General features: G+C 68.7%; 28 protein-coding genes. 22 read left to right on the top strand and 6 right to left on the bottom strand.

The features are described 5' to 3' along the window. Positions 1-31 precede the first annotated feature (31 nt). The 18 genes from FHX72_RS01740 (at position 32) to FHX72_RS01655 (ending at position 14960) form a co-directional block, all read left to right on the top strand. The gene (locus tag FHX72_RS01740) at positions 32-448 is read left to right on the top strand and encodes a VOC family protein (RefSeq protein WP_183623952.1); all 417 of its coding nucleotides are present in this window, start codon (positions 32-34) and stop codon (positions 446-448) included. 53 nt (positions 449-501) lie between these two features. Then, positions 502-897, top strand: a complete 396-nt coding sequence (locus FHX72_RS01735) for a DUF4342 domain-containing protein (RefSeq protein WP_183622652.1) — start codon at positions 502-504, stop codon at positions 895-897. 118 nt (positions 898-1015) lie between these two features. Further along, positions 1016-1723, top strand: a complete 708-nt coding sequence (locus FHX72_RS01730) for a helix-turn-helix domain-containing protein (RefSeq protein ID WP_338110005.1) — start codon at positions 1016-1018, stop codon at positions 1721-1723. Positions 1724-1887: 164 nt separating this feature from the next. Continuing rightward, entirely contained in the window at positions 1888-2385 is a 498-nt protein-coding gene (gene uraD, locus FHX72_RS01725; RefSeq protein ID WP_183622650.1) for a 2-oxo-4-hydroxy-4-carboxy-5-ureidoimidazoline decarboxylase, read from the top strand. Further along, entirely contained in the window at positions 2382-2735 is a 354-nt protein-coding gene (gene uraH, locus FHX72_RS01720; RefSeq protein ID WP_183622648.1) for a hydroxyisourate hydrolase, read from the top strand. The genes uraD and uraH overlap by 4 nt, the downstream gene beginning before the upstream one ends. A gap of 2 nt (positions 2736-2737) precedes the next feature. Further along, the gene (gene pucL, locus FHX72_RS01715) at positions 2738-3655 is read left to right on the top strand and encodes a factor-independent urate hydroxylase (protein WP_183622646.1); all 918 of its coding nucleotides are present in this window, start codon (positions 2738-2740) and stop codon (positions 3653-3655) included. Positions 3656-3755: 100 nt separating this feature from the next. Next, positions 3756-5279 carry a nucleobase:cation symporter-2 family protein gene (locus FHX72_RS01710; RefSeq protein WP_183622644.1) on the top strand — a complete coding sequence of 508 codons (1524 nt, stop codon included), beginning with the start codon at positions 3756-3758 and terminating at the stop codon, positions 5277-5279. A 149-nt stretch (positions 5280-5428) separates the two neighbouring features. Beyond that, the gene (locus FHX72_RS01705) at positions 5429-6256 is read left to right on the top strand and encodes an NAD-dependent epimerase/dehydratase family protein (protein ID WP_183622642.1); all 828 of its coding nucleotides are present in this window, start codon (positions 5429-5431) and stop codon (positions 6254-6256) included. A gap of 32 nt (positions 6257-6288) precedes the next feature. Next, positions 6289-7080 carry a helix-turn-helix domain-containing protein gene (locus FHX72_RS01700; RefSeq protein ID WP_183622640.1) on the top strand — a complete coding sequence of 264 codons (792 nt, stop codon included), beginning with the start codon at positions 6289-6291 and terminating at the stop codon, positions 7078-7080. A 229-nt stretch (positions 7081-7309) separates the two neighbouring features. Further along, positions 7310-8338: an iron-siderophore ABC transporter substrate-binding protein gene (locus FHX72_RS01695; RefSeq protein WP_183622638.1), complete on the top strand. Its 1029-nt coding sequence runs from the start codon at positions 7310-7312 to the stop codon at positions 8336-8338. Beyond that, positions 8338-9384 (top strand): FecCD family ABC transporter permease, encoded by a 1047-nt coding sequence (locus tag FHX72_RS01690; protein ID WP_338110003.1) that lies wholly within the window; start codon positions 8338-8340, stop codon positions 9382-9384. The genes FHX72_RS01695 and FHX72_RS01690 overlap by 1 nt, the downstream gene beginning before the upstream one ends. Continuing rightward, entirely contained in the window at positions 9381-10499 is a 1119-nt protein-coding gene (locus tag FHX72_RS01685; RefSeq protein ID WP_338110002.1) for a FecCD family ABC transporter permease, read from the top strand. The genes FHX72_RS01690 and FHX72_RS01685 overlap by 4 nt, the downstream gene beginning before the upstream one ends. Continuing rightward, positions 10496-11356 carry an ABC transporter ATP-binding protein gene (locus FHX72_RS01680; protein ID WP_183622636.1) on the top strand — a complete coding sequence of 287 codons (861 nt, stop codon included), beginning with the start codon at positions 10496-10498 and terminating at the stop codon, positions 11354-11356. Before FHX72_RS01685 ends, FHX72_RS01680 begins: the two co-directional genes overlap by 4 nt. A 56-nt stretch (positions 11357-11412) precedes the next feature. Continuing rightward, positions 11413-11874 (top strand): LexA family protein, encoded by a 462-nt coding sequence (locus FHX72_RS01675; protein ID WP_183622634.1) that lies wholly within the window; start codon positions 11413-11415, stop codon positions 11872-11874. Continuing rightward, positions 11867-13198, top strand: a complete 1332-nt coding sequence (locus tag FHX72_RS19560; protein WP_183622632.1) for a Y-family DNA polymerase — start codon at positions 11867-11869, stop codon at positions 13196-13198. The genes FHX72_RS01675 and FHX72_RS19560 overlap by 8 nt, the downstream gene beginning before the upstream one ends. Before the next feature lie 98 nt (positions 13199-13296). Next, positions 13297-14019: a DsbA family oxidoreductase gene (locus FHX72_RS01665; protein WP_338110001.1), complete on the top strand. Its 723-nt coding sequence runs from the start codon at positions 13297-13299 to the stop codon at positions 14017-14019. Further along, on the top strand, positions 14016-14174 hold the full coding sequence (locus FHX72_RS01660) for a hypothetical protein (RefSeq protein ID WP_156475595.1): 159 nt from the start codon (positions 14016-14018) through the stop codon (positions 14172-14174). Before FHX72_RS01665 ends, FHX72_RS01660 begins: the two co-directional genes overlap by 4 nt. Before the next feature lie 36 nt (positions 14175-14210). Then, the gene (locus tag FHX72_RS01655; protein WP_183622630.1) at positions 14211-14960 is read left to right on the top strand and encodes an SGNH/GDSL hydrolase family protein; all 750 of its coding nucleotides are present in this window, start codon (positions 14211-14213) and stop codon (positions 14958-14960) included. A 73-nt stretch (positions 14961-15033) separates the two neighbouring features. Here the strand turns inward: FHX72_RS01655 and FHX72_RS18695 are convergent, their stop codons facing one another. Next, complete coding sequence (locus FHX72_RS18695; RefSeq protein WP_244963956.1) at positions 15034-15180, bottom strand: SRPBCC family protein; 147 nt, start codon at positions 15178-15180, stop codon at positions 15034-15036. A gap of 28 nt (positions 15181-15208) precedes the next feature. Beyond that, positions 15209-15385: a hypothetical protein gene (locus tag FHX72_RS18690; RefSeq protein ID WP_244963955.1), complete on the bottom strand. Its 177-nt coding sequence runs from the start codon at positions 15383-15385 to the stop codon at positions 15209-15211. A 230-nt stretch (positions 15386-15615) separates the two neighbouring features. On the opposite strand from FHX72_RS18690, the gene FHX72_RS01645 reads away from it, so the two are divergent. Then, the gene (locus tag FHX72_RS01645; protein WP_183622628.1) at positions 15616-15978 is read left to right on the top strand and encodes a hypothetical protein; all 363 of its coding nucleotides are present in this window, start codon (positions 15616-15618) and stop codon (positions 15976-15978) included. A 55-nt stretch (positions 15979-16033) separates the two neighbouring features. Here the strand turns inward: FHX72_RS01645 and FHX72_RS01640 are convergent, their stop codons facing one another. From FHX72_RS01640 to FHX72_RS01625, 4 genes are all read right to left on the bottom strand, one after another. Then, a complete protein-coding gene (locus tag FHX72_RS01640; RefSeq protein ID WP_156475596.1) occupies positions 16034-16261 on the bottom strand; it encodes a hypothetical protein in 228 nt (75 codons plus the stop codon). A gap of 334 nt (positions 16262-16595) precedes the next feature. Further along, positions 16596-17021, bottom strand: coding sequence for a BP74-related protein (locus FHX72_RS01635; RefSeq protein ID WP_183622626.1), 426 nt, complete (start codon positions 17019-17021; stop codon positions 16596-16598). Continuing rightward, positions 17021-18352 carry an alpha/beta fold hydrolase gene (locus FHX72_RS19555; protein ID WP_338110000.1) on the bottom strand — a complete coding sequence of 444 codons (1332 nt, stop codon included), beginning with the start codon at positions 18350-18352 and terminating at the stop codon, positions 17021-17023. Before FHX72_RS19555 ends, FHX72_RS01635 begins: the two co-directional genes overlap by 1 nt. A 130-nt stretch (positions 18353-18482) precedes the next feature. Next, positions 18483-19700: an MFS transporter gene (locus tag FHX72_RS01625; RefSeq protein ID WP_183622624.1), complete on the bottom strand. Its 1218-nt coding sequence runs from the start codon at positions 19698-19700 to the stop codon at positions 18483-18485. Between the two features lie 121 nt (positions 19701-19821). Between FHX72_RS01625 and FHX72_RS01620 the strand changes: the two genes are divergently transcribed. From FHX72_RS01620 to FHX72_RS01610, 3 genes are all read left to right on the top strand, one after another. Further along, positions 19822-20268 (top strand): MarR family winged helix-turn-helix transcriptional regulator, encoded by a 447-nt coding sequence (locus tag FHX72_RS01620; RefSeq protein WP_068477407.1) that lies wholly within the window; start codon positions 19822-19824, stop codon positions 20266-20268. Positions 20269-20382: 114 nt separating this feature from the next. After that, entirely contained in the window at positions 20383-22032 is a 1650-nt protein-coding gene (locus FHX72_RS01615) for an ABC-F family ATP-binding cassette domain-containing protein (protein ID WP_068477409.1), read from the top strand. Between the two features lie 64 nt (positions 22033-22096). Next, complete coding sequence (locus FHX72_RS01610; protein ID WP_068477411.1) at positions 22097-22834, top strand: MSMEG_4193 family putative phosphomutase; 738 nt, start codon at positions 22097-22099, stop codon at positions 22832-22834. The last annotated feature ends 12 nt before the right edge of the window (positions 22835-22846 follow it).

The raw sequence follows: 22846 nt of genomic DNA, 5'->3' as shown, positions 1-22846 counted from the left end.
GAGGCACTGAACTGCAAGGGGAGAAATCATGGTGGACTACCGCATCGAGCTCGTCGGGGTACCTGTCGCAGACGTCGACCGATCACGCGCCTTCTACGGCGACACGCTCGGGTGGCCCGTCGACCACGACCAGGTCGTGAGCGACGAGATCCGCTTCGTGCAGGTCACCCCTCCTGGCTCAGCCTGCTCGATCGCCTTCGGCACGGGCATCAGCGACATGCCTGCCGGCTCGCTCCGCGCGCTCCAGTGCGTCGTGACCTCCATCGAGGAAGCCCACGCCGACCTCAAAGGCCGCGGCGTCGAAGTGAGCGACATCGACGAGCAGGCGTGGGGTCGCTTCGTCTACTTCGCTGATCCTGACGGCAACACCTGGTCCATCCAGGAGTTGCCCGACTACTCCAAGATGGCCGAATGGCAGGAGGAACAGGGCGCCGAGTCCCTGCTCTGATCGACCCTCCACAGCACGATCCACCCACCACCCCCAGCGGAAGGACACACGACATGACAGAGAAGAAGAACGGCTACGAGGAGTTCAAGGTCTCCGGCGAGAACCTGCTCGGCAAGGTCAAGGAGCTCATCCACGAGGGCAACGTGCGGCGCGTGTTCATCAAGAACGACGACGGCACGACGCTGCTCGAGATCCCCCTCACCGCCGGCCTCGCCGTGACGGTCGTCGCGGCCGCACTCGCTCCCGTGCTTGTCGCCGTCGGCGCCATCGCGGCGCTCGTGACACAGGTCACGGTCGGCGTCGACCGTCGCGGACCGGATACGACCGAGCCCGGTTCCGACACGGCAGGCGCCTCAACAGAAGCTGACGGCGTACCGAAGAGCGACGTGGCTGCTCCCGCCCCTTCGGCGAGTGCCACCGACCCGGACCTCGGCCCGACCACGGCCTAGTTCCTCCCGACCGGTGGCTCGGAGTCAGGATGCTCCTGACTCCGGGCCACCGGTTCCAGGGGTGTGAAGCTCGCGCTTGCTACTCTGTGGTTCCCCAGAGTCGAGAGGTGCGTGCAGAGTGCCAGAACCAGAGACGCTCATCCCCCAGTCGTCGGCCGAGGTGGCTGCGGCCGCGACGCTCGCCGAGCAAGCTGGCGACGCGGCCGAACTCGGCGCTCGCCTGCGAGCGCTCCGCGAGGAAGCCGGCCTCTCCCTCCGAGAGCTGGCCCGCCGCTTGGACATCTCCGCGAGCGCGGTGTCGCAGATCGAGCGGGGCGTCATGCGCCCAAGCGTCAATCGGCTGATCGCTATCGTCGGCGAACTCGGCGCATCCATCACGGATGTCTTCGCGGGCGGCACGAGTTCGTACGCCGAGCGGTCAAGCTTCGGTAGCTACAGCCTGCTGCGGAGGGGCGAGATAGCGCCGGTGACGCTCGACAGCGGCGTCATCTACCGCCGCCTCTCCGGCTCGCGCACCTCCGGAATCGACCACTTCGAGTCGACCTTCCCGCCCCTGAGTTCGGCCAGTTCCGGCGACGCGGCCTCGTTTGCGACGCACGCGGGTGTCGAGTCTGGGGTTGTCATCTCCGGCGAGCTCACCGTGGAAGTGCACGGCGACACCGTGACGCTCCGCCCCGGCGACTCCATCACCTACTCGTCGGAGACTCCGCACCGGGTGAGCAATCGCAGCTCGGAGCCCTGCGTCGCGAACTGGGTCATCGCCCGGGCGCCGCAGGCCGACCCGAGCAACCCACTGTTCTCGGAGGCACGGGCGGCAAGGCGGTAGCCCTCCTGCGTGCGGGCGTGGCCCGAGCTGCGTAGAGGTGCGCCCCACCTTCGCTCCCGAAACCGCTCCCGAAACGCATCGAAATCTCTCCTTTACCTCGCTGAAATCTCCCACCGTGCGTGAAGGGATAGCTTTACGGCTATCCACCACGGAGGGATCCGACTTTGCTCATCAGCGACTACAACCGGCTCAGCGGGGCCAGCGCCGTCGACTTCGCGGCGACCCTCGTCGCCATCCCGAGTTTCGCGACCGCGCTGGCCAGCTCGCGCCCGTTCGCCTCGAAAAGCGAACTGCGGGAACGCGCCGCCGAGGCAGCCGCCGCCTGGGATGACGCGGAGGTGGAACTGGCGCTCTCCGGGCACCCGCGCATCGGCGAGCGAGCCGCTGCTGCCGAGCCGGGCGCCGGGCACTCCGCCCGCGAACAGGGTGCCGTGGCGGTGGCCGACGCCGACGTCCTGGCCCGCATCGCAGACGGCAACCGCCGCTACGAGGCGCGCTTCGACCGCATCTTCCTCGTCCGCGCTGCCGGCCGATCCCCGGCGGAGATCCTCTCTCAGCTCGAGGAACGCCTCGGCAACGACGACGCGACAGAGCTTGCCGTCGTCGCCTCCGAGCTGCGCGACATCACCCTCCTGCGACTCGACGAATCGGTGACCGAATGACCAGCCAGATCACGAGCCACGTGCTCGACAGCTCCGTCGGACTCGCCGCGGCGGGCGTCCGCATCCGCCTCCGTTCCCTCTCCGGGCAGGAGCTCGGCGAGGCGGTGACGGATGCGGATGGTCGCGTCACCGACCTCGGCCCGGCCCTCCTGCCTGCGGGAACCTACGAGCTCGTCTTCGAGACCGGCGCCTATTTCGCCGCCCGCGGCGTCGACACGTTCTATCCGCACATCGCCGTCGCGATCACTGTCGCCGCTGCAACCGAGGTATCCGGCGACGGAGCCGCACCCCACTACCACGTGCCGCTCCTGCTCAGCCCATTCGCCTACTCGACCTACAGGGGGACCTGACCATGACCGATGTGACCGTGAGCCTCGGCGCCAACAAGTACGGCAAGGCCGAGAACCGCCTCGTCAAAATCACCCGCGACACGGATCGCCACGAGATCGAGGACCTCAACATCACGAGCCAGCTCAGGGGCGATGCGCTTGTCGGCTCGTACCTCGAAGGCGATAACTCCCTGGTGGTGGCCACCGACACGCAGAAGAACACCGTCTACGCGTTTGCTCGCGAGCACGGCGTCGGGTCACCCGAGAGCTTCCTGCTGAAGCTCGGCAGCCACTTCGTCGACGAGTTCGAGTGGATCGAGGGCGGCCTGTGGCAGGCCGAGCAGTTCGCGTGGGAGCGCATCCTGGTGGACGGGGACGAACATGACCACGCCTTCGTGCGCAAGGGCCAGGCGACGCGTCTCGCGACCGTGCAGAAGATCGACGGCGCGACCCACGTCACGGCGGGGCTCAAGGACCTGACGGTGCTCAAGTCGACGGGCAGCGAGTTCCGCGGGTTCCCTCGCGACAAGTACACGACCCTCGCGGAAGCGAGCGACCGCATCCTTGCCACCTCGGTCACGGCCCGCTGGCGCTACACGCCCGAGGCCGTCGAGGTAGAGCCCGACTACAACGCCCTCTACGAGGGGATCTCGGCCGCACTGATCTCGACGTTCGCGACCGTGCACTCGCTGGCGCTGCAGCAGAGTCTCTGGCAGATGGGCAAGGCGGCGATCGAGCAGTTCCCCGAGATCGCCGAAGTGCGCTTCGCGATGCCGAACAAGCACCACTTCCTCGTCGACCTCTCGCCGTTCGACCTCGACAACCCAGGCGAGGTGTTCTTCGCCGCGGACCGCCCCTACGGCCTCATCGAAGGAACCGTCATCCGAGACGGCGTCGCACCGGCGCCCGAAGCGTGGACTGACACGCCCGCGTTCATCTAGCACCGGCGCCCGCCCCGCACCCAACGAAGCGCTCCGAACCCGATCCACCTGGCAGGGCTGTTTGTCGACCCCTTTTCCGTCGACCCAAGAGAGGTCAACCATGTCTCCCGAACCCAGCACAGCTTCGGTCGCAACAACAGCCGATTCGGCCCCAGCAGCAACGGAGGTGCGCCCAGAAGACGAGCGCCTCAGCCCAGGCAAGACGATCGGCTACGGAGTCCAGCACATCGTCGCGATGTTCGGCGGCGTCATCGCCGTCCCCCTCATCGTGGGCGGCGCCGCCGGACTCGACGTGGGCCAGAAGGCGCTCCTCGTCGCCTGTGCGCTCTTCGTAAGCGGCGCCGCGACCATCCTGCAGACCATCGGGGTCCCCTACTTCGGCTCGAAGCTGCCGCTTGTGCAGGGCATCTCCTTCGCGGCCGTCTCGACGATGCTCGCCATCATCGCGGGCAACGGCGAGGCCGGCCTGCAGACCGTGTTCGGTGCCGTCATCGTCGCAAGCGCGATCGGCCTCATCATCGCGCCGTTCTTCGCCAGGATCGTGCGCTTCTTCCCCGCCGTCGTGACGGGCTCGATCATCACCGTCATCGGCCTCTCCCTCATGCCCGTCGCCGGGCGCTGGGTGACCGGCTCCGACCCGACGGCCGAGGGCTTCGCTTCCGCCGACAAGATCGGGCTCGCTCTCTTCACGTTCGCCGTCGTGCTCATCCTGAGCAAGATCAAGGCGCTCTCCCGCCTCGCCGTCCTGCTGGGACTCGCGATCGGCACGGTCTTCGCCCTCGTGCTCGGGCAGGCCGACTTCGACGCCGTCGGGTCAGCATCCGTCTTCGCCTTCCCGCAGCCATTCGCGTTCGGGATGCCCGTCTTCGAGATCGGCGCCATCGTCTCGATGACCATCGTGATCCTCGTCATCATGGTCGAGACCACGGCAGACGTACTCGCCGTCGGCGAGGTCGTCGGCACCAAGGTCGACTCACGCCGCGTCGGTGACGGCCTGCGCGCCGACATGGTCTCCTCGCTGCTCGCCCCCATCTTCAACTCGTTCCCCGCGACCGCCTTCGCGCAGAACGTCGGGCTCGTCGCCCTTACGGGCATCAAGAGCCGCTTCGCCGTCGCAGCCGGCGGCGGGCTGCTCGTGATCCTCGGCCTCTCACCGATGGCAGCCGCCGTCTTCAGCGTCATCCCGAGCCCAGTGCTCGGCGGCGCGGGCATCGTGCTGTTCGGCAGTGTCGCGGCGAGCGGCGTGCGCACCCTCTCGAAGGTCGACTACAACGGCAACAACAACATGATCATCGTCGCCTCGGCGCTCGCCTTCGGCCTCATCCCGGTCGTCTCGCCGCAGTTCTGGCACGCCTTCCCGGAATGGTTCGTGACGATCTTCGACTCCGGCATCAGCTCGGCCGCGATCGTAGCCGTGCTCCTCAACCTCTTCTTCAACGTGTGGCTGCCCGGCACCCCGAAGGAGCCGTCGAACCTCGCGGCCGCGCCAGCGCTCCGCGTGCAGACCGAGGAGCTGCGGGTCCTGAAGTCGGGCGGGTCGCTCGACGAGCACTCCTACGAGCCCGACACAGCTCCCGTCGAGCAGGGCACGCGGGTGCGGAAGCCCGGGGCCGGCGAGCGCTAAGCACGGGAGGCGGTCAGCGCTGAACGTGCGAGCTGGCGAGCACTCGAAACCGGGCAGGGCCGGGGCGTCTGGAATGCCTCCGGCCCCGCCGCGGTTGCACTGCTGTGTCACGGGCGACGCCCAAGTTCGACACGACGGAAGGCAACCACATGAAGGTGTTTCTGACTGGAGCGACCGGCTACATCGGCTCGGCAGTCCTGCGGGCCCTGCTCGCGAACGGCCACGTCGTAACGGCGGCGGTACGCAGCGAGGAGAAGGCCGCGATCGTGCGGGAGGCGGGAGCCAAGGCCGTTGTCGTCGACCTGACCGACCGGTCCGCGCTCGCCCCACTCCTCCGCCAGTCGGAGGGCGTCATCCACACGGCCTCCGCGGCAGACGTTGACCCGACGTTCGTGCCGGCCGTCCTCAACGAGCTTGTGCATTCCCCGACGCAGTTCGTGCACACAAGCGGCATCTGGCTGTTCGGGAACAACCCGGCCATCACGGAGCAGTCGGAGCCGGATGCGCCCGAGATCGTCTCCTGGCGCGTGCCCATCGACCGCCAAGTCATCAACAGCAACGTCAACACCGCGATCGTCGCGCCCGCCGTCGTGTACGGCGGGCAGGGCGGCCTCCCGCAGCTCCTCGCCGGCGACGCCTCCGCCCCGGTTTCGCTCGTCGGCGACGGCAGCCAGCGCTGGACGCTCGTGCACGTCGACGACCTCGCTGACCTCTACGTGCGGGTCCTCGAGAAGGGCGCGGCCGTCGGCTACGTCATCGCGGCGAGCGGCGAGAACCCGACGGTGCGCGAGATCGCCGAGTCGGCGGATGCTCCCGTCGAGCTCGCGACGGAAACCCCGGATGCGAGCCGCGAGCGCCTCGGGGGCCCTTTCGCCGATGCCCTCCTCCAGGACCAGGCCGCGACCGGAGAGTACGCCCGCGAGGCCTACGGCTGGGCCCCGTCTCACGGCGGGTGGCTGGCAACCGAACGAAGCTGAACCGCGACCGGTCGACTCCGTAGGCTGAGACCATGAGCACGCTCGACGTGCCGGACGTCGACCGGCGCAGCCTGCCCCTCTACGAGGCGGGCTCCGTCGAGGTGCCCTACGTCATCGACGGCATGGACGAGGCGATCACCCGCAACACGTTCTGGGAGGAGCACTCCCACCCGACGCACGAGCTCATCTGGAACACGCGGGGTGCGTCCTCGCTGACCGTCGGGCCGCGCACGTGGACTATCACTCCGACCGTCGGCCTCTGGATCCCCGCCGGCGTGCGCCACACGGCGTGGACGCCGGCGGGCACCTGGTACCGCACCGCCATGTTCAGCGTCCAGACGACGACCCCGATCGCGGAAGAGCCGGTCGCGGTCGACGTGACCGACCTGCTCCGCCTGCTCCTCGACCGCCTCGCCGAACCTGAGCTCGACGACGCGTCGCGGTCGAAGACCGAGGCGATGGTCCTTGACGTCCTGACTCCCGCGCCGCACGAGCTTGTGGTGCGCATCCCGGCCTCCGACCTGCTCACCCCCATCGTCCTGGCGCTGGATGCGGACGTTCGGGACGCGCGCACGCTCCACGAGTGGTCGGCGCAGCTCGGCGTGAGCGCCCGCACGATCACTCGCCAGTTCCAGACCGAGACCGGGCTCGGGTTCAGCCGCTGGCTCGCGGCCTCTCGGATCCAGCGGTCGATCGTGCTGCTGACCGACGGCGAGAGCATCGACGACGTCGCCGCCGCGGTCGGTTTCAGGTCGGCCAGCGCGTTCGGGACAGCCTTCCGTCGAGTGACAGGTACGAGCCCGGGCCGGTTCCGCGCGCAGTGAGCGGCCGCCAGGCCACGCCGCCCGTGTCCGTTTCGCGAAGAATCGTGTCAGTTCGCCTCGATTGCAAAGCCGCCTCGAGTCCTTTAGCTTTGGTAAGGCACGCCTAACAGGGCACGATCTCGAGCCCGTCCGGCGGCCGCCGACTTCACCTCCGCGCCCACCTCTTCGCCGCCTCGCGGCGACCTTCGGCGCGCGGGAAACGCCCGAGCTGCACCCTCGAAAGGACACCATGCCCCGCGCATCCAAGCTCGTCGCCCTCGCCGCGACCGCGCTGCTCACGGCAGGTCTCGCCGCCTGCTCGACGACCCCGGCAACCGACGCCCCTGCGGGCGAGGCGAGCGGCGACTTCACGCCGATCACGATCGAGCACGCGCTCGGCACGATCGAGATCACGGAGAAGCCGGAGCGCATCGCGACGGTCAACTGGGCGAACCAGGAAGTGCCCCTCGCGCTCGGCGTCGTGCCCGTCGGCATGGCTCGCGCAGACTTCGGCGACGACAACGGCGACGGCATCCTCCCCTGGGTGAGCGAGAAGCTCGAGGAGCTCGGCGGGGAGACCCCCGTGCTCTTCGACGAGACCGATGGCGTGGACTTCGAGGCCGTCGCCGACACGAACCCGGACGTCATCCTGGCCGCCTACTCGGGGCTCACGCAGGAGGACTACAACACGCTCTCCGAGATCGCACCGGTTGTCGCGTACCCGGACACGGCGTGGGCAACCTCCTGGCGCGACATGATCCGCCTCAACAGCCAGGGCATGGGGCTTGAGGCCGAGGGCGACGCGCTCATCACGGAACTCGAGGGCGAGATCGAAGCCACGGCGGCCAAGTACCCCGCCATCCAGGGCAAGAAGACCATGTTCCTCACCCACGTCGACGAGACCGACCTCAGCCAGGTCAGCTTCTACACGACGCACGACACCCGCAGCGCCTTCTTCGAGGACCTCGGCATGGCATTCCCGCAGAGCCTCATCGACGCCTCCGCAAGCACCGACCAGTTCTCGCAGACGATCAGCGCCGAGCAGACCGACACGCTCGCCGACGTCGAGATCATCGTGACCTACGGCGGCGAGGACCTCGTGCAGACTCTGCAGGGCGACCCCGTGCTCTCGCAGATCCCCGCCGTCGCCAACGGCTCGATCGTCAACCTGCCTGGCACCGAGCCGCTTGGCACTGCCGCGAACCCGACGCCGCTGTCCATCTCGTGGATCCTCGACGACTACGTCGCGCTCCTCTCGCAGGCAGCAGACAAGGCCTAGTGACCCAGACCGCTCCTCCCGTAGCCGCCGGGGGTGTTGCCATCGTGCGACGCCCCCGGCGGCTGCGGGCGCTGTGGTTCCTGGTCGCGATCGCCACCCTCGGCGCGCTCATCGTCATCTCCGTCATGATCGGCTCGCGCGACGTCAGTTGGGCGGATGCGGTGGCCGTGCTCGGCGGGTCGACCAACGGCTTCGATGAGGCGGCGGTCGCGAAGCGCATCCCGCGCACCTTCCTCGCCGTCGCGGTCGGCGCGGCGCTCGGCGTGTCTGGCGCCGTCATGCAGGGCGTGACGCGCAACCCGCTCGCCGACCCCGGCATCCTCGGCGTCAATATGGGCGCATCCCTCGCCGTCGTGACGGGCATCGCGTACTTCGGCCTCACCTCGGCCTCGAGCTTCATCTGGGTCGCCATCACGGGCGCCGCCCTCGCGGCGGTGTTCGTCTACGTCGTCGGTTCGCTCGGCCGCGGCGGCGCGACGCCGCTCAAGCTCGCCCTCGCGGGAGCCGCGACCTCGGCGGCGCTCGCCTCGTTTGTGACCGCCATCATCCTGCCGCGCGGCGACATCAGCCAGAGCGCCAGGTCGTGGCAGATCGGCGGCGTGGGAGGCGGCACCTGGGACAGCATCTCGCAGGTGCTCCCATTCCTGCTCGTCGGGTTCCTCATTAGCCTCGCCTCGGCGAAGGGCCTCAACTCGCTCGCTCTCGGCGACGACCTCGCGGCCGGCCTCGGCGAGCGCGTCGCGATGACGCGCGGCGCCGCGGCCCTCGGCGCGGTTGTGCTGTGCGGCGCCGCAACGGCCGTCACGGGCCCCATCGCCTTCGTCGGGCTGGTTGTCCCCCACGCGTGCCGCCTCATGTTCGGCGTCGACCACCGCTGGGTACTGCCCTTCTCCGCTGTCGTCGGCGCCTCCCTGCTAACGGGAGCGGATGTGCTCGGTCGCATCCTGACCCGCCCCTCCGAGATCGACGTGGGCATCATCACTGCCATCATCGGAGCCCCCATCTTCATCTGGATCGTCCGCCGCTCCAAGGTGCGTGCCCTGTGACCACGACACGCTCCTCAAGCCCGGCCTCTTCAGCTTCGGCCGCCTCGTCTCCGACTTCCCTCGCACCCTCGTCCACCGACTCGGCGATCGAGGCGACGGCGCGCGCCGTCGCCCGCAGCCGCAACCGGAGGGCCGCGCGACGCCGCCTCACGATGCTCGTGCTGGTCGCGCTCATCGTCGTCGTGTTCGTGTTCTCACTCATGTACGGGCAGACCTTCTACGGCATCGACCAGGTCATCGCGGTCGTCCTGGGTCAGGATGTGCAGGGCGCGACCTTTACGGTCGGTCGCCTCCGCCTGCCCCGCGCGGTCCTCGCGATCCTGGCAGGACTCGCGTTCGGCCTCGCGGGCGTCACGTTCCAGACCATGCTGCGCAACCCGCTCGCGAGCCCCGACATCATCGGCATCTCGTCTGGCGCGAGCGCGGCCGCGGCGTTCGGCATCGTCACGCTCTCGCTCGGCGCGAGCGAGGTGTCGTTCTTCGCCATCTTCGTGGGTCTCGGCGTCGCCATCCTCATCTACTTCCTGTCGTTCAAGGGCGGTGTTACGGGCACCCGTCTCATCCTGATCGGCATCGGCATCGCGGCGATGCTCGACAGCATCACCAACTACGTGCTGTCGCAGGCCGCGCAGTGGGACCTCCAGGAGGCGCTGCGCTGGCTCAACGGCAGCCTCAACGGCGCATCCTGGAACGCGATCCTCCCCGCCGCGATCGCCATCGCCGTGCTGGTGCCCGTGCTCCTCGCGCAGAGCCGCAACCTCTCAGCGACCCAGCTCGGCGACGACACGGCAGCCGCCCTCGGTGTGCGCGTCAATCGCACTCGGCTCATCGTCATCGTCACCGCGGTCGGGGTCCTCTCGTTCGCGACGGCTGCCGCGGGCCCCATCGCGTTCGTGGCCTTCCTCGCCGGCCCCATCGCGGCCCGCCTCTTCGGCGGCGGCTCGCTGCTCATCCCAGCGGGCCTCGTCGGCGCCCTGCTGGTGCTCGTCGCTGACCTCGTCGGCCAGTTCCTGCTCGGCACCCGCTACCCCGTCGGGGTTGTCACCGGTGTGCTCGGCGCCCCCTTCCTCATCTACCTGATCATCCGCACGAACCGCGCGGGAGGCTCGCTATGACCGTCGACCACACTCTCACCGTCGAGAAGCTCACGCTCGGCTACGGCGACCGAGTTGTCATCGACGAGCTCGACCTCCTCGTGCCGCCGGGCAAGGTAACCGCGATCGTCGGCGCGAACGCGTGTGGCAAGTCGACGCTGCTGCGATCCATGTCGCGGCTCCTCTCGCCGCGAGACGGGCACGTGCTCCTCGACGGCAAAGAGGTGCACAAGACGCCCGCGAAGCAGCTGGCGCGGATGCTCGGGCTCCTCCCACAGTCGCCCATCGCCCCGGAGGGCATCACGGTCGCTGACCTCGTCGGCCGGGGACGCCACCCGCACCAGAGCATCCTCTCGCGGTGGAGCCACGACGACGACCTCGCCGTCGCCGCGGCCCTCGAGGCGACCGAGACGACGGCGCTTGCCGACCGGCACGTCGACGAACTCTCCGGCGGGCAGCGGCAGCGCGTGTGGATCGCGATGGCCCTCGCCCAGCAGACCGACCTCCTGCTGCTCGACGAGCCCACGACGTTCCTCGACGTGAGCCACCAGGTCGAGGTGCTCGACCTGCTCACCGACCTCAACCGCTCGCGCGGCACCACCATCGTCATGGTGCTCCACGACCTCAACCTCGCGGCACGGTACGCCGACCACCTCATCGCGCTTGCCGACGGCGGGCTTCACGCTGCTGGCGTCCCGACCGACGTGCTCACTGTCGATACCGTGCGCGCCGTGTTCGGGCTCGAGAGCCTCGTCATCGACGACCCGGTTTCTGGCCGGCCGCTCATGGTGCCGATCGGACGCCACCACTCGACGGGCGCATCCGTCACACTCTCCGGAGGTTCATCCGCGACAATTGGGACGCGCACACGCGTGTGATCGAAGCGAGCCGGCCCCAGCCCCGCCTCGCCGGACGAACGACAGGGAGGCCGAGTATGAGCGATGCACGTGTCGAAGTCCTCGCCTCCGTGTCGCCGCCCGCTGAGGAAGGGACCAGCTCGGAGCCGCCCGCGCCCCTCGCGGAACGCGCAGAAGAGGCGGTGCCCGCCGGCTTCCCGTCTCCAGCCCAGGGCTACTACTCCGGGCCCGTCGACCTCAACCGGCACCTCATCAACGACCCGGCCGCGACCTTCATCGTGCGCGTCAGCGGCGACAGCATGATCGGGGCAGGCATCTTCGACGGCGACGAGATCATCGTCGACCGGTCGCTGGAGCCCCACGACGGCAACGTCGTCATCGCGGTCGTCGACGGCGAGCTCACCGTCAAGCGGCTCCGGTTCGACCACGGCCGCGTGCGACTGGTGCCCGAAAACCCCGCATACGCCGACATCGTGCTCGAAGAGCTCAGCGAGCTCACCGTGTGGGGCGTCGTCACGAGGTACCTCCACCGTGTCTGAGACCGCCCCCGGCTCCCCTGCCCTCGGCGCACCCGCGCCCGCTTTCTCGTCTCCGTCATCGATCGCCATCGTCGACGCCAACAACTTCTACGCCTCGTGCGAGCGCATCTTCGACCCGAGCCTCGAGGGCAAACCCATCGTGGTGCTCTCCAACAACGACGGCTGCGTCATCGCGCGCTCCGAGGAGGCGAAGGCCGCCGGCATCCCCATGGGCGCGCCCTGGCAGGCCATCGCCCCGGAGGCCGCGATGAAGGGGGTCGTCGCCCGCTCGAGCAACTACGAGCTCTACGGCGACATCAACGCCCGCACCATCGAGCTCCTCGGCAGGTACACGCCGTCTCAGGAGGTGTACTCGATCGACGAGAGCTTCATCCGCCTCCCGAGCGACCGCCGCGAGGCCGTCGCCGCCGCGCGCGAGATCAGGGTGGCGATGCGGAAGCTCATCGGCATCCCCGTCAGCATCGGCATCGCTCCGAGCAAGACGCTCGCGAAGCTCGCGAACCGCGGCTCCAAGTCGGAGCCTTCGCTCGGCGGCGTGTGCCACCTCGGTGCCTACGGTCGCGATCAGCTCAGCGGAATCCTCGGGTCGATCGACGTCGGCGATGTGTGGGGCGTCGGTCGCAAGATGGCCGCGAAGTACGTGGGGCTCGGCATCCGCACCGCCCTCGACCTCCGCGAGTCGTCGCCGACCGCCATCCGTCGTCGCTACGGGGTTGTGCAAGAGCGAGTGGTCCAGGAGCTACGCGGCATCGACTGCCTGCCCATCGACGAGGTGCCATCCGAGCGCGAGCAGATCCAGTTCTCCCGCTCGTTCGCCGTCCCGATCTCGACGGTGCAGGAACTCGAGGAAGTGCTCTCCGTCTACACGCAGCGCGCCTCGGCCCGCCTACGCGCACAGGGCTCACTCGCGAGGGCGATGAGCTGCTACGCGGCGACCTCGCCGTTCCGTGAGGGGCACGAGTCGCACGCCGTTTCGGTCGCCTTCCCCGAGCCGACCGACGACCCCGTGGTGCTGTTCCGCGCGGCAGCCACGGCGCTCGGGCCGCAGCTGCGGTCGGACCTCAAGTACGTGCGCGTCGGGGTCTCACTTTTCGAGTTCGTGGCTCGCGACTCCTACGCCGCGCTCGACATCTTCGGCGAACGCAGCGAGGACCGGCGCGTCGGCGAGGCCCTCGACGCCGTCGCGGCCAAGTTCGGGCAGGAGTCGCTCGGGCTCGGCATCGCGGGGCTGCGCGGCGGACGCACCTGGACCATGCGCCGCGAGATGATCTCGCCGCGCGCGACGACGCATTGGGATGAACTCGCCGTCGTCAAGGCCGAGTGAAGGCGGAGTCAAGGCCGAGTGAAGGGCGAAGGAAAGCGCAGGGAAAGCGAGCATCTCCGCCTGGGAATAGCTGCGCGAGAGGGCCTGTTGCATTGCGTGTGACGACAGCAGCGCAGGACGCACCCCAGAACATTCCGCAGGCCAGCTCAGAGCAGGCACCGATCCGCATCGACATCTGGTCGGACATCGCGTGCCCCTGGTGCTACATCGGCAAGCGCAAGCTGGAGAGCGGCATCCAGCAGTTCTCAGCGGGCGGCAACGCGCCGGCCGTCGAAATCGAGTACCACAGCTACGAGCTCTCCCCCGATACGCCCATCGACTTCCACGGGTCGACAACCGAGTACCTCGCCGAGCGCAAGGGCCTCCCCGTCGTGCAGGTCGAGCAGATGCTCGACCGCGTCACCGGCATCGCCAAGGACGTCGGCCTCGACTACGACTTCGACTCGGTGCAGCACGTCAACACCGTGCGCGCCCACGAGCTCATCCACTTCGCAAAGGCGAACGGCCGCCAACTCGAAGCGAAGGAGCGCCTCCTGAAGGCCTACTTCGTCGAAGGCCAAGACCTCAGCGACATCGAAGTGCTCGCCGACCTCGCCGCCGAGCTCGGCCTCGACCGCGCGGCAGCCGTGCACGCCCTCGAGGAGCGCGTGCACCACGACGACGTCCTGGCCGACCAACAGCAGGCGCAGGCCTACGGCATCCAGGGCGTCCCCTTCTTTGTCATCGACGGCAAGTACGGGGTCTCCGGAGCGCAGGAAGCCGCGACCTTCGCCGACGTCCTCACCAAGATCACGAGCGACCGCGAAGAGACCACGGAATGAGCGAGGACGCCAGCGCGGTCACGAGCGCGACGCTCGATGCAGATCGAGCAGTGAACGCAGAGGCCACAGCCGAGGAAGCGACATCGCTGCCCGGCGGCTTCACGATGCTCGGAGGTGCGGGGAAAGCCTGCGAAGGCGACTCCTGCATGATCTGAGTGGGGCCTACGAAGGAGTGTGATGGACTCTCCCTCATGGGATTCACGAGTTTCGCGGCCGTCGGAGATAGCTTCACCGAGGGAGTCGGGGACGAGCTGCCCGACGGGCAGGTCCGCGGCTGGGCAGACCTCGTCGCGCAGGGCCTCGCAGTCTCCTCACCAGAGTCGGTCACGTACGCGAACCTCGCCATCCGCGGGCGCCTGCTCGACGCGATCCTCGAGGAGCAGCTCCCCGCCGCGATCGCCCTGAAACCGCAGCTGTTGAGCCTCAATGGCGGCGGCAACGACATTCTGCGACCCCGCGTCTCCATCGACGAGGTGGCCCAGCGGCTCGTCGACGGCGCCAAACAGGCCCTGGACGCCGGAATCCACGTCATACTCCTGTCTGGAGCCAACCCCTCGGACCACCTGCCCATGGGCAAACGCATCGGTGCCCGCGGCGACGCGCTTGCGGCCGCCGTGCACGCGAAGATCCCACCGCAGCCGGGCCTCACGTTCGTCGACAACTGGGCAGACCGCGAGCTGCGCCACCTCGACTACTGGTCGCGCGACCGCCTCCACATGGGCGTAGCCGGCCACCGTCGAGTCGCCGCCAACGTGCTCACCGCGCTCGACGTTCCTGCGCCCGACTTCGGGCCAAGTGCCCCGAGCATCCAGCGCCCACGCAACTCCGAGTACTGGCGCGAGTACGTGCTCCCCTGGATCGGCAGGCGGCTCACCGGCAAGTCCTCCGGCGACACTAGGAAGCCCAAATACCCGACCCTGGACCCCGTAAAGACGCAGTAGCAGTCCCTCGAGAACAGGCAGCAGCTCCCTCGCGGTGAGGCTCCCTCGCGGCAAGGCACCACCGTGCGGCGCCCTACTTGTAGAAGCCCTCGCGCAGTTGGATGCCGTGCTCGGGCCACACCTTCATGGCGGCGAGCATGCCGGTCCACCCCATCGAGTTGCCGAAGGCCGCCTTCGCGCCGGCATCCGTCAGGCTCCAGGCGGACTCACTGATGCTCACGCGAGTGCGGGCCCCTGCGTCGACCGGCTCAGACTCGAACGCCGTCGTCGTGAAGTACTCGGAGAGCTGCGCCGGGTCGGACCGCCTCGTAGACCTCTTCCACCGGCTTCGAGACGAAGCCAAAGATGGTGAAGCCGAGCTCCGTGAGCTCCCCTGCGCCGTCCCTAGCCCCGTCGCCAGCACGCACCGCGTTGTCTTCAGTCATGAGAAAACTCTCTCACCCAGGCTTCATGCCGTATAGTGGCTAAGTCGACGCACGGTCACCCCGCTTCTCGCGGACATTCCAGATCTTGCCTGTCGCCATCCGCGCCACCGGATCCGTGGCCACCAGGACCCAAGTCCGAGACGCCCAGTCGGCTCACGAGCACACTCTGCTCACGAACACGAACGGGCAGACCAGCACGCGCCCACCCAAGCGCGCACATGCTTGAAAGAATGCGCCCCGCCAACGCAGGCGGGCTGCGCCGCAACGAAACGAAGAATCGCATCACACTCGCAATACCATTCACCCTGCCCGCACCACGTGTCTCCTGGCGACAAGCCGACGACGACGTGTACGCGGCGACCATCAGCGACGAGTTCGCTGGCTTCATCACGATCGCAGACACCGGTCTGCACACGCTCCAGGGCCCCCAGGGCCAGAGCATCGGCGACTACAGCACGCTCGACGAGGCCCAAGAGGCGCTCGCCGAGGCCTTGTTCCCCGTGGAGCATGACCAATCCGACGTCGCCGCGGCACGACCGCGCCGTCGCCGCACCGGCCGACGCGGCCCCGTCAACGCCCGCATCGCCAGCTAGGACTCCAGGTGGCGGGGCTCCGTCTCCGGATGCCCCGTCACCTGATTGAGGGTCCTCAGCTCTCCCCGGGAGCGTCGCGCTCCCCTAGGGCGTCGCCGTCGGCCACCCTGACCGTCGGTGGCGCAACGGCCGGGTCCGTCGCGTCTTGATGCGCCTGGCCAGACAGCACCGGGTCCGGCCTCCAGCCGTGCGCGTGAAAGTGCGTGCTCTCTCCGGAGCCGCCCTCGTCTCTCCAGCGCTCCTCGCCCTCTGGGACTCCCTCTTCGAGGTTGACTTCACCCATGATCGTCGCCGCCTCACTGCGCTCGGATCTCGCGGGCAACTGACTGCCACCCGACTCCATCGAGGTAAGCACTCGAGGCTCCGAATCGGATGCACGCGAGACGAGCAGCGGCTCCGGATGTGCGCGCGACAGACGTGTGTGCGCGACATTTGCTCTCGCCGCGCCGACCGACCTAGGGAGTGTCTGACAATGGATCGCTGCAGCGAGCACGGCCTGGTCGTGCGAGATGCAAGGCGGAGAACGAAGCCCAATGCGGAGCATTGCGTGAGTTCTCCAACGCAGCAGATCGCGCGATCAGGACGAGCGGAGTAGGCGAGACATTGTCAGACACGACCTAGTCCTCGAACGGCTCAATGGCCGTGATCTTCGCCGACCACGGGCAGTACACGTCGCTCGTGACCGTGCCGTCTTCGACGTACTCGGGCAGGCCGTCGCAGACCTCCGTCGTGAAGTCCGCGAACTCGAGCGTCGCAGGGTCGATGCGCCAGGTCCACGGTTCGTTCACCGAGGCGTCGTCGCGCACGACGGTCCCGACAGGGATCGCCGATACGTCCTCACCGTCCAGGAGCTTCTGGGCGTGCTCGACGAGCTCTGGAGTCGCGAGCTCGATCTTGGAGCTCTGATCCACGACCTGAAAGGTGGCGACCGCCCTCGAGGGTGGCGCGTCCGACCGGGGTGAGCATCCGCTCATGGCCGCGACAGCGCCTGCCGCGAGGAGGAATGCTAGGGCCGTGGATGCGGCTCGACGAGTCTTGAACATCAGGAACCTCCGTTGATGGGGACGTGCTGCTCGAGCCACCGCTCGAGCTCTGGGAGTGCTTCGTAGGCGATCGTGCCGTGGCTCGCACCTGCGACCGTCACGGCGTGCACGTCAACACCGATCGATTCCTCGTGGGAGACGAACGCGGCGGTGTCCGCCGGCAGCACCAGTTCGTCCGCGCTCCCTTGCGCGACGAAAAGCGGTGCGTCGAAGGGTTTCGCCCCGGCGGAGTTGTCGCTCAGGAGCGTCGCCCACGGCTCGACGGCGGTGGGGTCGTGCAGCGTGAAGTTGCCGACGAGCGGCTGTCCGATCTCGTGCAGCTCGGTGAGGCTGCTGAGCAGGCAGAGCGAGTTCATCTCCGGCGTCTTCTCGATGGCGGCAGGTGTGAGGATGCTCGGGAGCTCCACCCCCGGTACGTCCGCGTAGACCTTCGCAAATGCCGCGAACGCGTACGAGCCGATCGTCACGCCGGAGATGTCGTCGAGGTGCGAGCCCATGAGCTTGGTCAGGTCGGCGGCCGGCGCCGCAGCAGCGACGGCGGCGATCTTCAGCTCGGGTGCGTAACTCGAGGCCTCCTGTGCCGCGAAGAGCACGGCCCGCCCGCCCTGCGAGTGCCCCCACAGCACCACGTCGTCGCCGGCCTGCGCCGCTTCGAGCTGCTGCGCCGCGCGGACCGAGTCGAGCACGCTCCTGGCAGCCGTATCCCCGACGAGGTACGAGTCCAGCCCCGCTTGCTTGCCGTCGGCCGTCTCGATGCCCATGCCGAGGTAGTCCGTCGCGACCACCGTGTAGCCGCGGTCCAACATGAGGCGCATCCCCTCGATACCGATGAACGGGTCGAAGGCCCTCGACGGCGCGCACGAGGGATCGGTGCCGGTCGTGGGATGCCCCCACGCGAGCACCGTGCGTCCACCGGCGGGCGCCTCCCCATCCGGAACGACGACAACCCCAGTGACCAGCACGGGGGTGCCGTCGAGGTCAGTCGACGAGTACATGATTCGCCAGGCCTGCGAACCGACGGGCGTGCCCAGGAGCTGCTCGCTCCGCACCAGCGTCCCCGGGGTGCTGGGAACCTCCCCGCCCGGCTGCTCGTAGAACGCGGCGAGGTCACCCTGCTCGATCGTATCGCCGCTCACACGGAGCACCTCGGCGCCCACGATGATCGCAACGACCGCGAGCGCGCCCGTGAGGATGAACGCGGCGACACGCCTCGTCGACCGGGCTCGGGGCGCAGAGCCTGCAGCGCCGCGGGGCGCACCGAACGGACTTGTCTGAAGTGGTGAGTCGTGAGGTGCAGAGTCCTGAGGTGGGTCCGGTGTCGGCTCTGCCACGTGCTTGTCCTGTTCTGAACTGGCCGAGCCTCCGGGCGCATCCGGCTCGGATGCACCCGGAGGTGAGCGACGACGCAGCCAGCGGGGGTTCGGGGCTACGACATCAGTTTCGGCCCGGCCGCGCACCCGGTCAAGCGGAATGGGCGGGAGCGGGCGCCACCTGCGCGGTCGGCAACTCGCTCGCTCGCGCCCCGCGGCGGAGCTCGCCGCCAGGCATGACGCCCGCGATCAGCAGCGCCACGAGACCCGCGAGCGTGACCGCGGCACCTGCCCACAGCGGCGACGCGTAGCCGAGACCGGCCGCGATCGTCAGTCCGCCCACCCACGCCCCGAACGCGTTCCCCACGTTGAAGGCCGCGATGTTCGCGCCGGACGCGAGCGTCGGAGCGTCCCCGGCGAAGTTCATGATGCGCATCTGGAGGCCGGGCACCGTCGCGAACCCGAAGCCACCCATGAGGACGAGAAGCACCAGCGTCGCGACCTGACTGGACGCGAGCAGTGCAAACGCGACGAGGCTCACGATGAGCCCGACAAGCAGCACGAGCAGGGTCCGCCCGAGGTTCCGGTCTGCGGCCCTACCGCCGACGATATTGCCGACGAAGAGACCAACCCCGAAGAGCACAAGCAGCCACGGCACGGTGGACGCGGCGAACCCGGACACCCCGGTGAGCGTGAACGCGATGTAGCTGAACGCCCCGAACATTCCGCCGTAGCCGAGCACCGTGATGATCATTGAGGCCCACACCTGCCCTGAGCGGAAGATGCGGAACTCCGCGAGGATGCTGCCCCCGCCGGTTCGCCCGACCGTCGCGGGGATGAGCAGCGCGATGCCGATGAGGGAGACGACGCCGATGACGGAGATCACCCAGAACGTCGAGCGCCAGCCCGCGGCTTGCCCGATGAAGGTGCCGATCGGCACGCCGAGCACATTGGCGAGCGTGAGCCCCGCGAACATCAGCGAGATGGCTGCGGCCTTGCGGTTCGCGGGAACCAGGTTGGCCGCGACGACCGCCCCGATACCGAAGAATGCGCCGTGGCTGAGCGCCGCGACGATGCGCCCAAGCATCATCATCTCGTAGCTGGGCGCCAGCGCCGAAAGCACGTTGCCTGCGATGAAGATCACCATGAGCCCAACGAGTGCTTTCTTGCGGTCGATGCGGGTGATTGCGACCGTCAGGCCGATCGCCCCGACGGCAACGGCGAGTGCGTAGCCGGAGATCAGGTAGCCGGCAACCGCCTCCGAGACGGCGAAGTCGGCTGCAACCTCTGGCAGCAGCCCCATGATGACGAACTCGGTCAGCCCGATCCCGAACCCACCGAGGGCAAGCGCGAGGAGCGCGATAGGCATGTTTCCTCCAGCGATATACGGCGCGTGCAGTAGTTGCACACGCAATGAATTAGATGGTTGCACACGCGCTATATCCGCGCAAGTGGAGTACCATTCGGGGAGCAAGTACCGAGGAGGACACATGGGAATCGCCGACGACGCGGTGGAAATCCGCGCACGCGGATGGCGCACACTCGCCGCGCTGCACGGAATCATCGAGATGGAACTCGAACGCTCGCTGCAGCGCGAGCACAAGCTGTCCGTCGTCGAGTTCACAGTGCTCGACGCCCTGAGCCGCCAAGACGGCTGGCACATGCGGATGCGCCAGCTGGCCCGTGCGGCCGCCCTCTCGAGCAGCGCGACGACGCGCCTCGTGACTCGCCTCGAAGACAGAGAGCTACTGACCCGCATCCTCTGCGACGACGACCGGCGCGGGATCTACACCGAACTCACACCCTTGGGCCGCGAACTCCTCGAGCGAGCCCGACCCACGCACGACTCGGTGCTCGAACAGTCGCTCACCGAGGCGGCAGAGGTACCCGAGCTCGCGCCGATCGTCGGGGCCCTGCACGCCGACGCCCTCGTCTAGCCGTCACTGCCGCGTCGAGCAGCCGCTCGTGACCACGCCAGGCGCGCCCCCTCAGCGCATCCCCCACAGCGCGTGCCGTCCCCGCGCGGCGCGGGAGTGCGCGACCATAGAGCAATGACCGCAACCCTCGTCGCCAAGGACCTCGCCGGTGGCCACGACCATCGAACCCTGTTCTCCTCGCTGAACCTCGTCGTTGCCCCCGGCGACGTGGTCGGCGTCGTCGGCGCAAACGGCGCGGGCAAGTCGACCCTGCTGCGCCTCCTCGCCGGCATCGACGAACCTCTGGAAGGCAGCGTCTCACTGGCCCCGGCCGACGCCTTCATCGGCTGGCTCCCCCAGGAACACGAGCGCGTCGCGGGTGAGACCGTGGCCGAGTACGTCGGGCGACGCACGGGAACCACCGAGGCGACCAGGGAGATGGATGCGGCCGCCGAGGCGCTCGCGGAAGAAGCCAAGCCGGGTGCCCCTGACCCTGGCGAGGTCTACGCGGTCGCCCTCGAGCGCTGGCTCGCGAGCGGCGCCGCCGACCTCGAGGAACGTCTCCCCGCAGTGCTGGCCGAGCTCGGCCTCGAGCTGAGCGCCGAAGCCCACATGACGTCCCTCTCCGGCGGGCAGGCCGCGCGCGTCGGCCTCGCCGCGCTCCTCCTCTCGCGTTTCGACATCGTGCTGCTCGACGAGCCGACCAACGACCTCGACCTCGACGGACTCGAACGACTCGAGGCGTTCATCCAGGGCCTTCGCGGCGGGGTTGTCCTCGTGAGCCACGACCGCGAGTTCCTCGCCCGCAGCGTCACCCGCGTGCTGGAACTCGACCTCGCCCAGCACAGCAACCGCGTGTATGGCGGCGGCTACGAGGCGTTCCTCGAGGAGCGCGCGACCGCCAAACGCCACGCGCGCGAGGAGTACGAGGAGTTCGCGGAGAAGAAGGCCGACCTCGTGGGGCGCGCCCGCACGCAACGCGAATGGTCGAGCCAGGGCGTTCGGAACGCCATGCGCAAGGCGCCGGACAACGACAAGATTCGCCGCAAGGCCTCCACCGAGTCGAGCGAGAAGCAGGCCCAGAAGGTTCGCCAGATGGAGAGCCGCATCGCCCGCCTGGACGAGGTAGAAGAGCCGCGCAAGGAATGGCAGCTGCAGTTCACGATCGGCGCGGCGCCTCGCTCCAGCTCCGTCGTCTCAACGCTCTCGCGCGCCGAGCTCCACCTCGGCGAGTTCACCTTCGGCCCCGTCTCGGTCCAGGTCGACGCCGGGGATCGCATCGGCATCACCGGGCCGAACGGCGCGGGCAAGTCGACGCTCCTCCGCCTACTGCTCGGGCACATCCGACCTGACTCGGGGACCGCGAGCCTGGGCTCAAGCGTCGCCATCGGCGAGATCGACCAGGCCAGGGCCGCCCTCACCGGGCCGGCTCCGCTTGCCGAGCAGTTCGAGGCGCAGGTGCCGGACTGGCCAAGCGCCGAGGTGCGCACTCTGCTCGCCAAGTTCGGCCTCAAGGCGGACCACGTGGGGCGCCGCGCCGACGAGCTCTCCCCGGGCGAGCGGACCCGGGCGGGCCTCGCACTCCTGCAGGCGCGCGGCGTGAACCTCCTGGTGCTCGACGAGCCGACGAACCACCTCGACCTCGTCGCGATCGAACAGCTCGAGCAGGCCCTTGAACACTACGAGGGCACCCTCCTGCTCGTCACCCACGACAGGCGGATGCTCGAGACCGTGCAGCTGAACCGCGCCTGGCACGTCGAGGGCGGGCAGCTCACCGAGCGCTGAGGCGCGCAGGCAGGCCGGCACGCGCGCAGGGACCTCCCGCGACCTACCGATTAGGGTGACTCGCATGGCCACCGTCATCCTCGTCCGACACGGACGCACCACGGCGAACGCGAGTGGGCTGCTCGCGGGACGCACCCCAGGAGTCTTCCTCGACGAGACGGGCAGGTCACAGGCCGCCACGGCAGGGGCGAGGCTCGCCTCCGTGCCGCTCGCCCGCCTCGTGACAAGCCCTCTTGAGCGTTGCATCGAGACGGCCGCAGCAATCCGCGCGCAGCAGCCCACCGACGCGTACTCGGATCCGCACCTGCAGCCAGCGCTCGAGGTGATCGACGACAGCATCACCGAATGCGGCTACGGCGCCTGGCAGAACCGGAAGCTCGCCGAGCTCGCGAAGGAAGAGCTCTGGGCCACCGTCCAGACGCAGCCATCTGCCGTGACCTTCCCAGAAGGCGAATCGATGGCAACGATGCAGGCGAGAGCCGTCGCGGCTATCCGCGGCCACGACGCCGAGGTCGAGCGCGAGTTCGGACCTGGCGCCGCCTGGGTCGCGGTCAGCCACGGAGACATCATCAAGTCGGTGCTCGCCGACGCACTCGGGATGCACCTCGACCTGTTCCAGCGCCTCGCCGTTGGCCCAGCATCCATCTCGATCATCAGCTACGGCAGGGCACGCCCGAGCGTTCCCGTCATCAACTCCGACGCAGGGGACCTCTCCTGGCTGGCCCCGCCCCCGACTTCCGCGGCGGGCGCACCCCATTCGGGCGACGCAACCGTCGGTGGCGGCGCAGGCCGGGCCGCCTGAGCATAGGCTTGA

It is taken from the genome of Pseudoclavibacter helvolus, from assembly GCF_014191305.1.
Lineage (GTDB): Bacteria > Actinomycetota > Actinomycetes > Actinomycetales > Microbacteriaceae > Pseudoclavibacter > Pseudoclavibacter helvolus.
The sequence above is the reverse complement of the archived record's forward strand: the minus strand, read 5'-3'. Positions and strand labels throughout refer to the sequence as shown.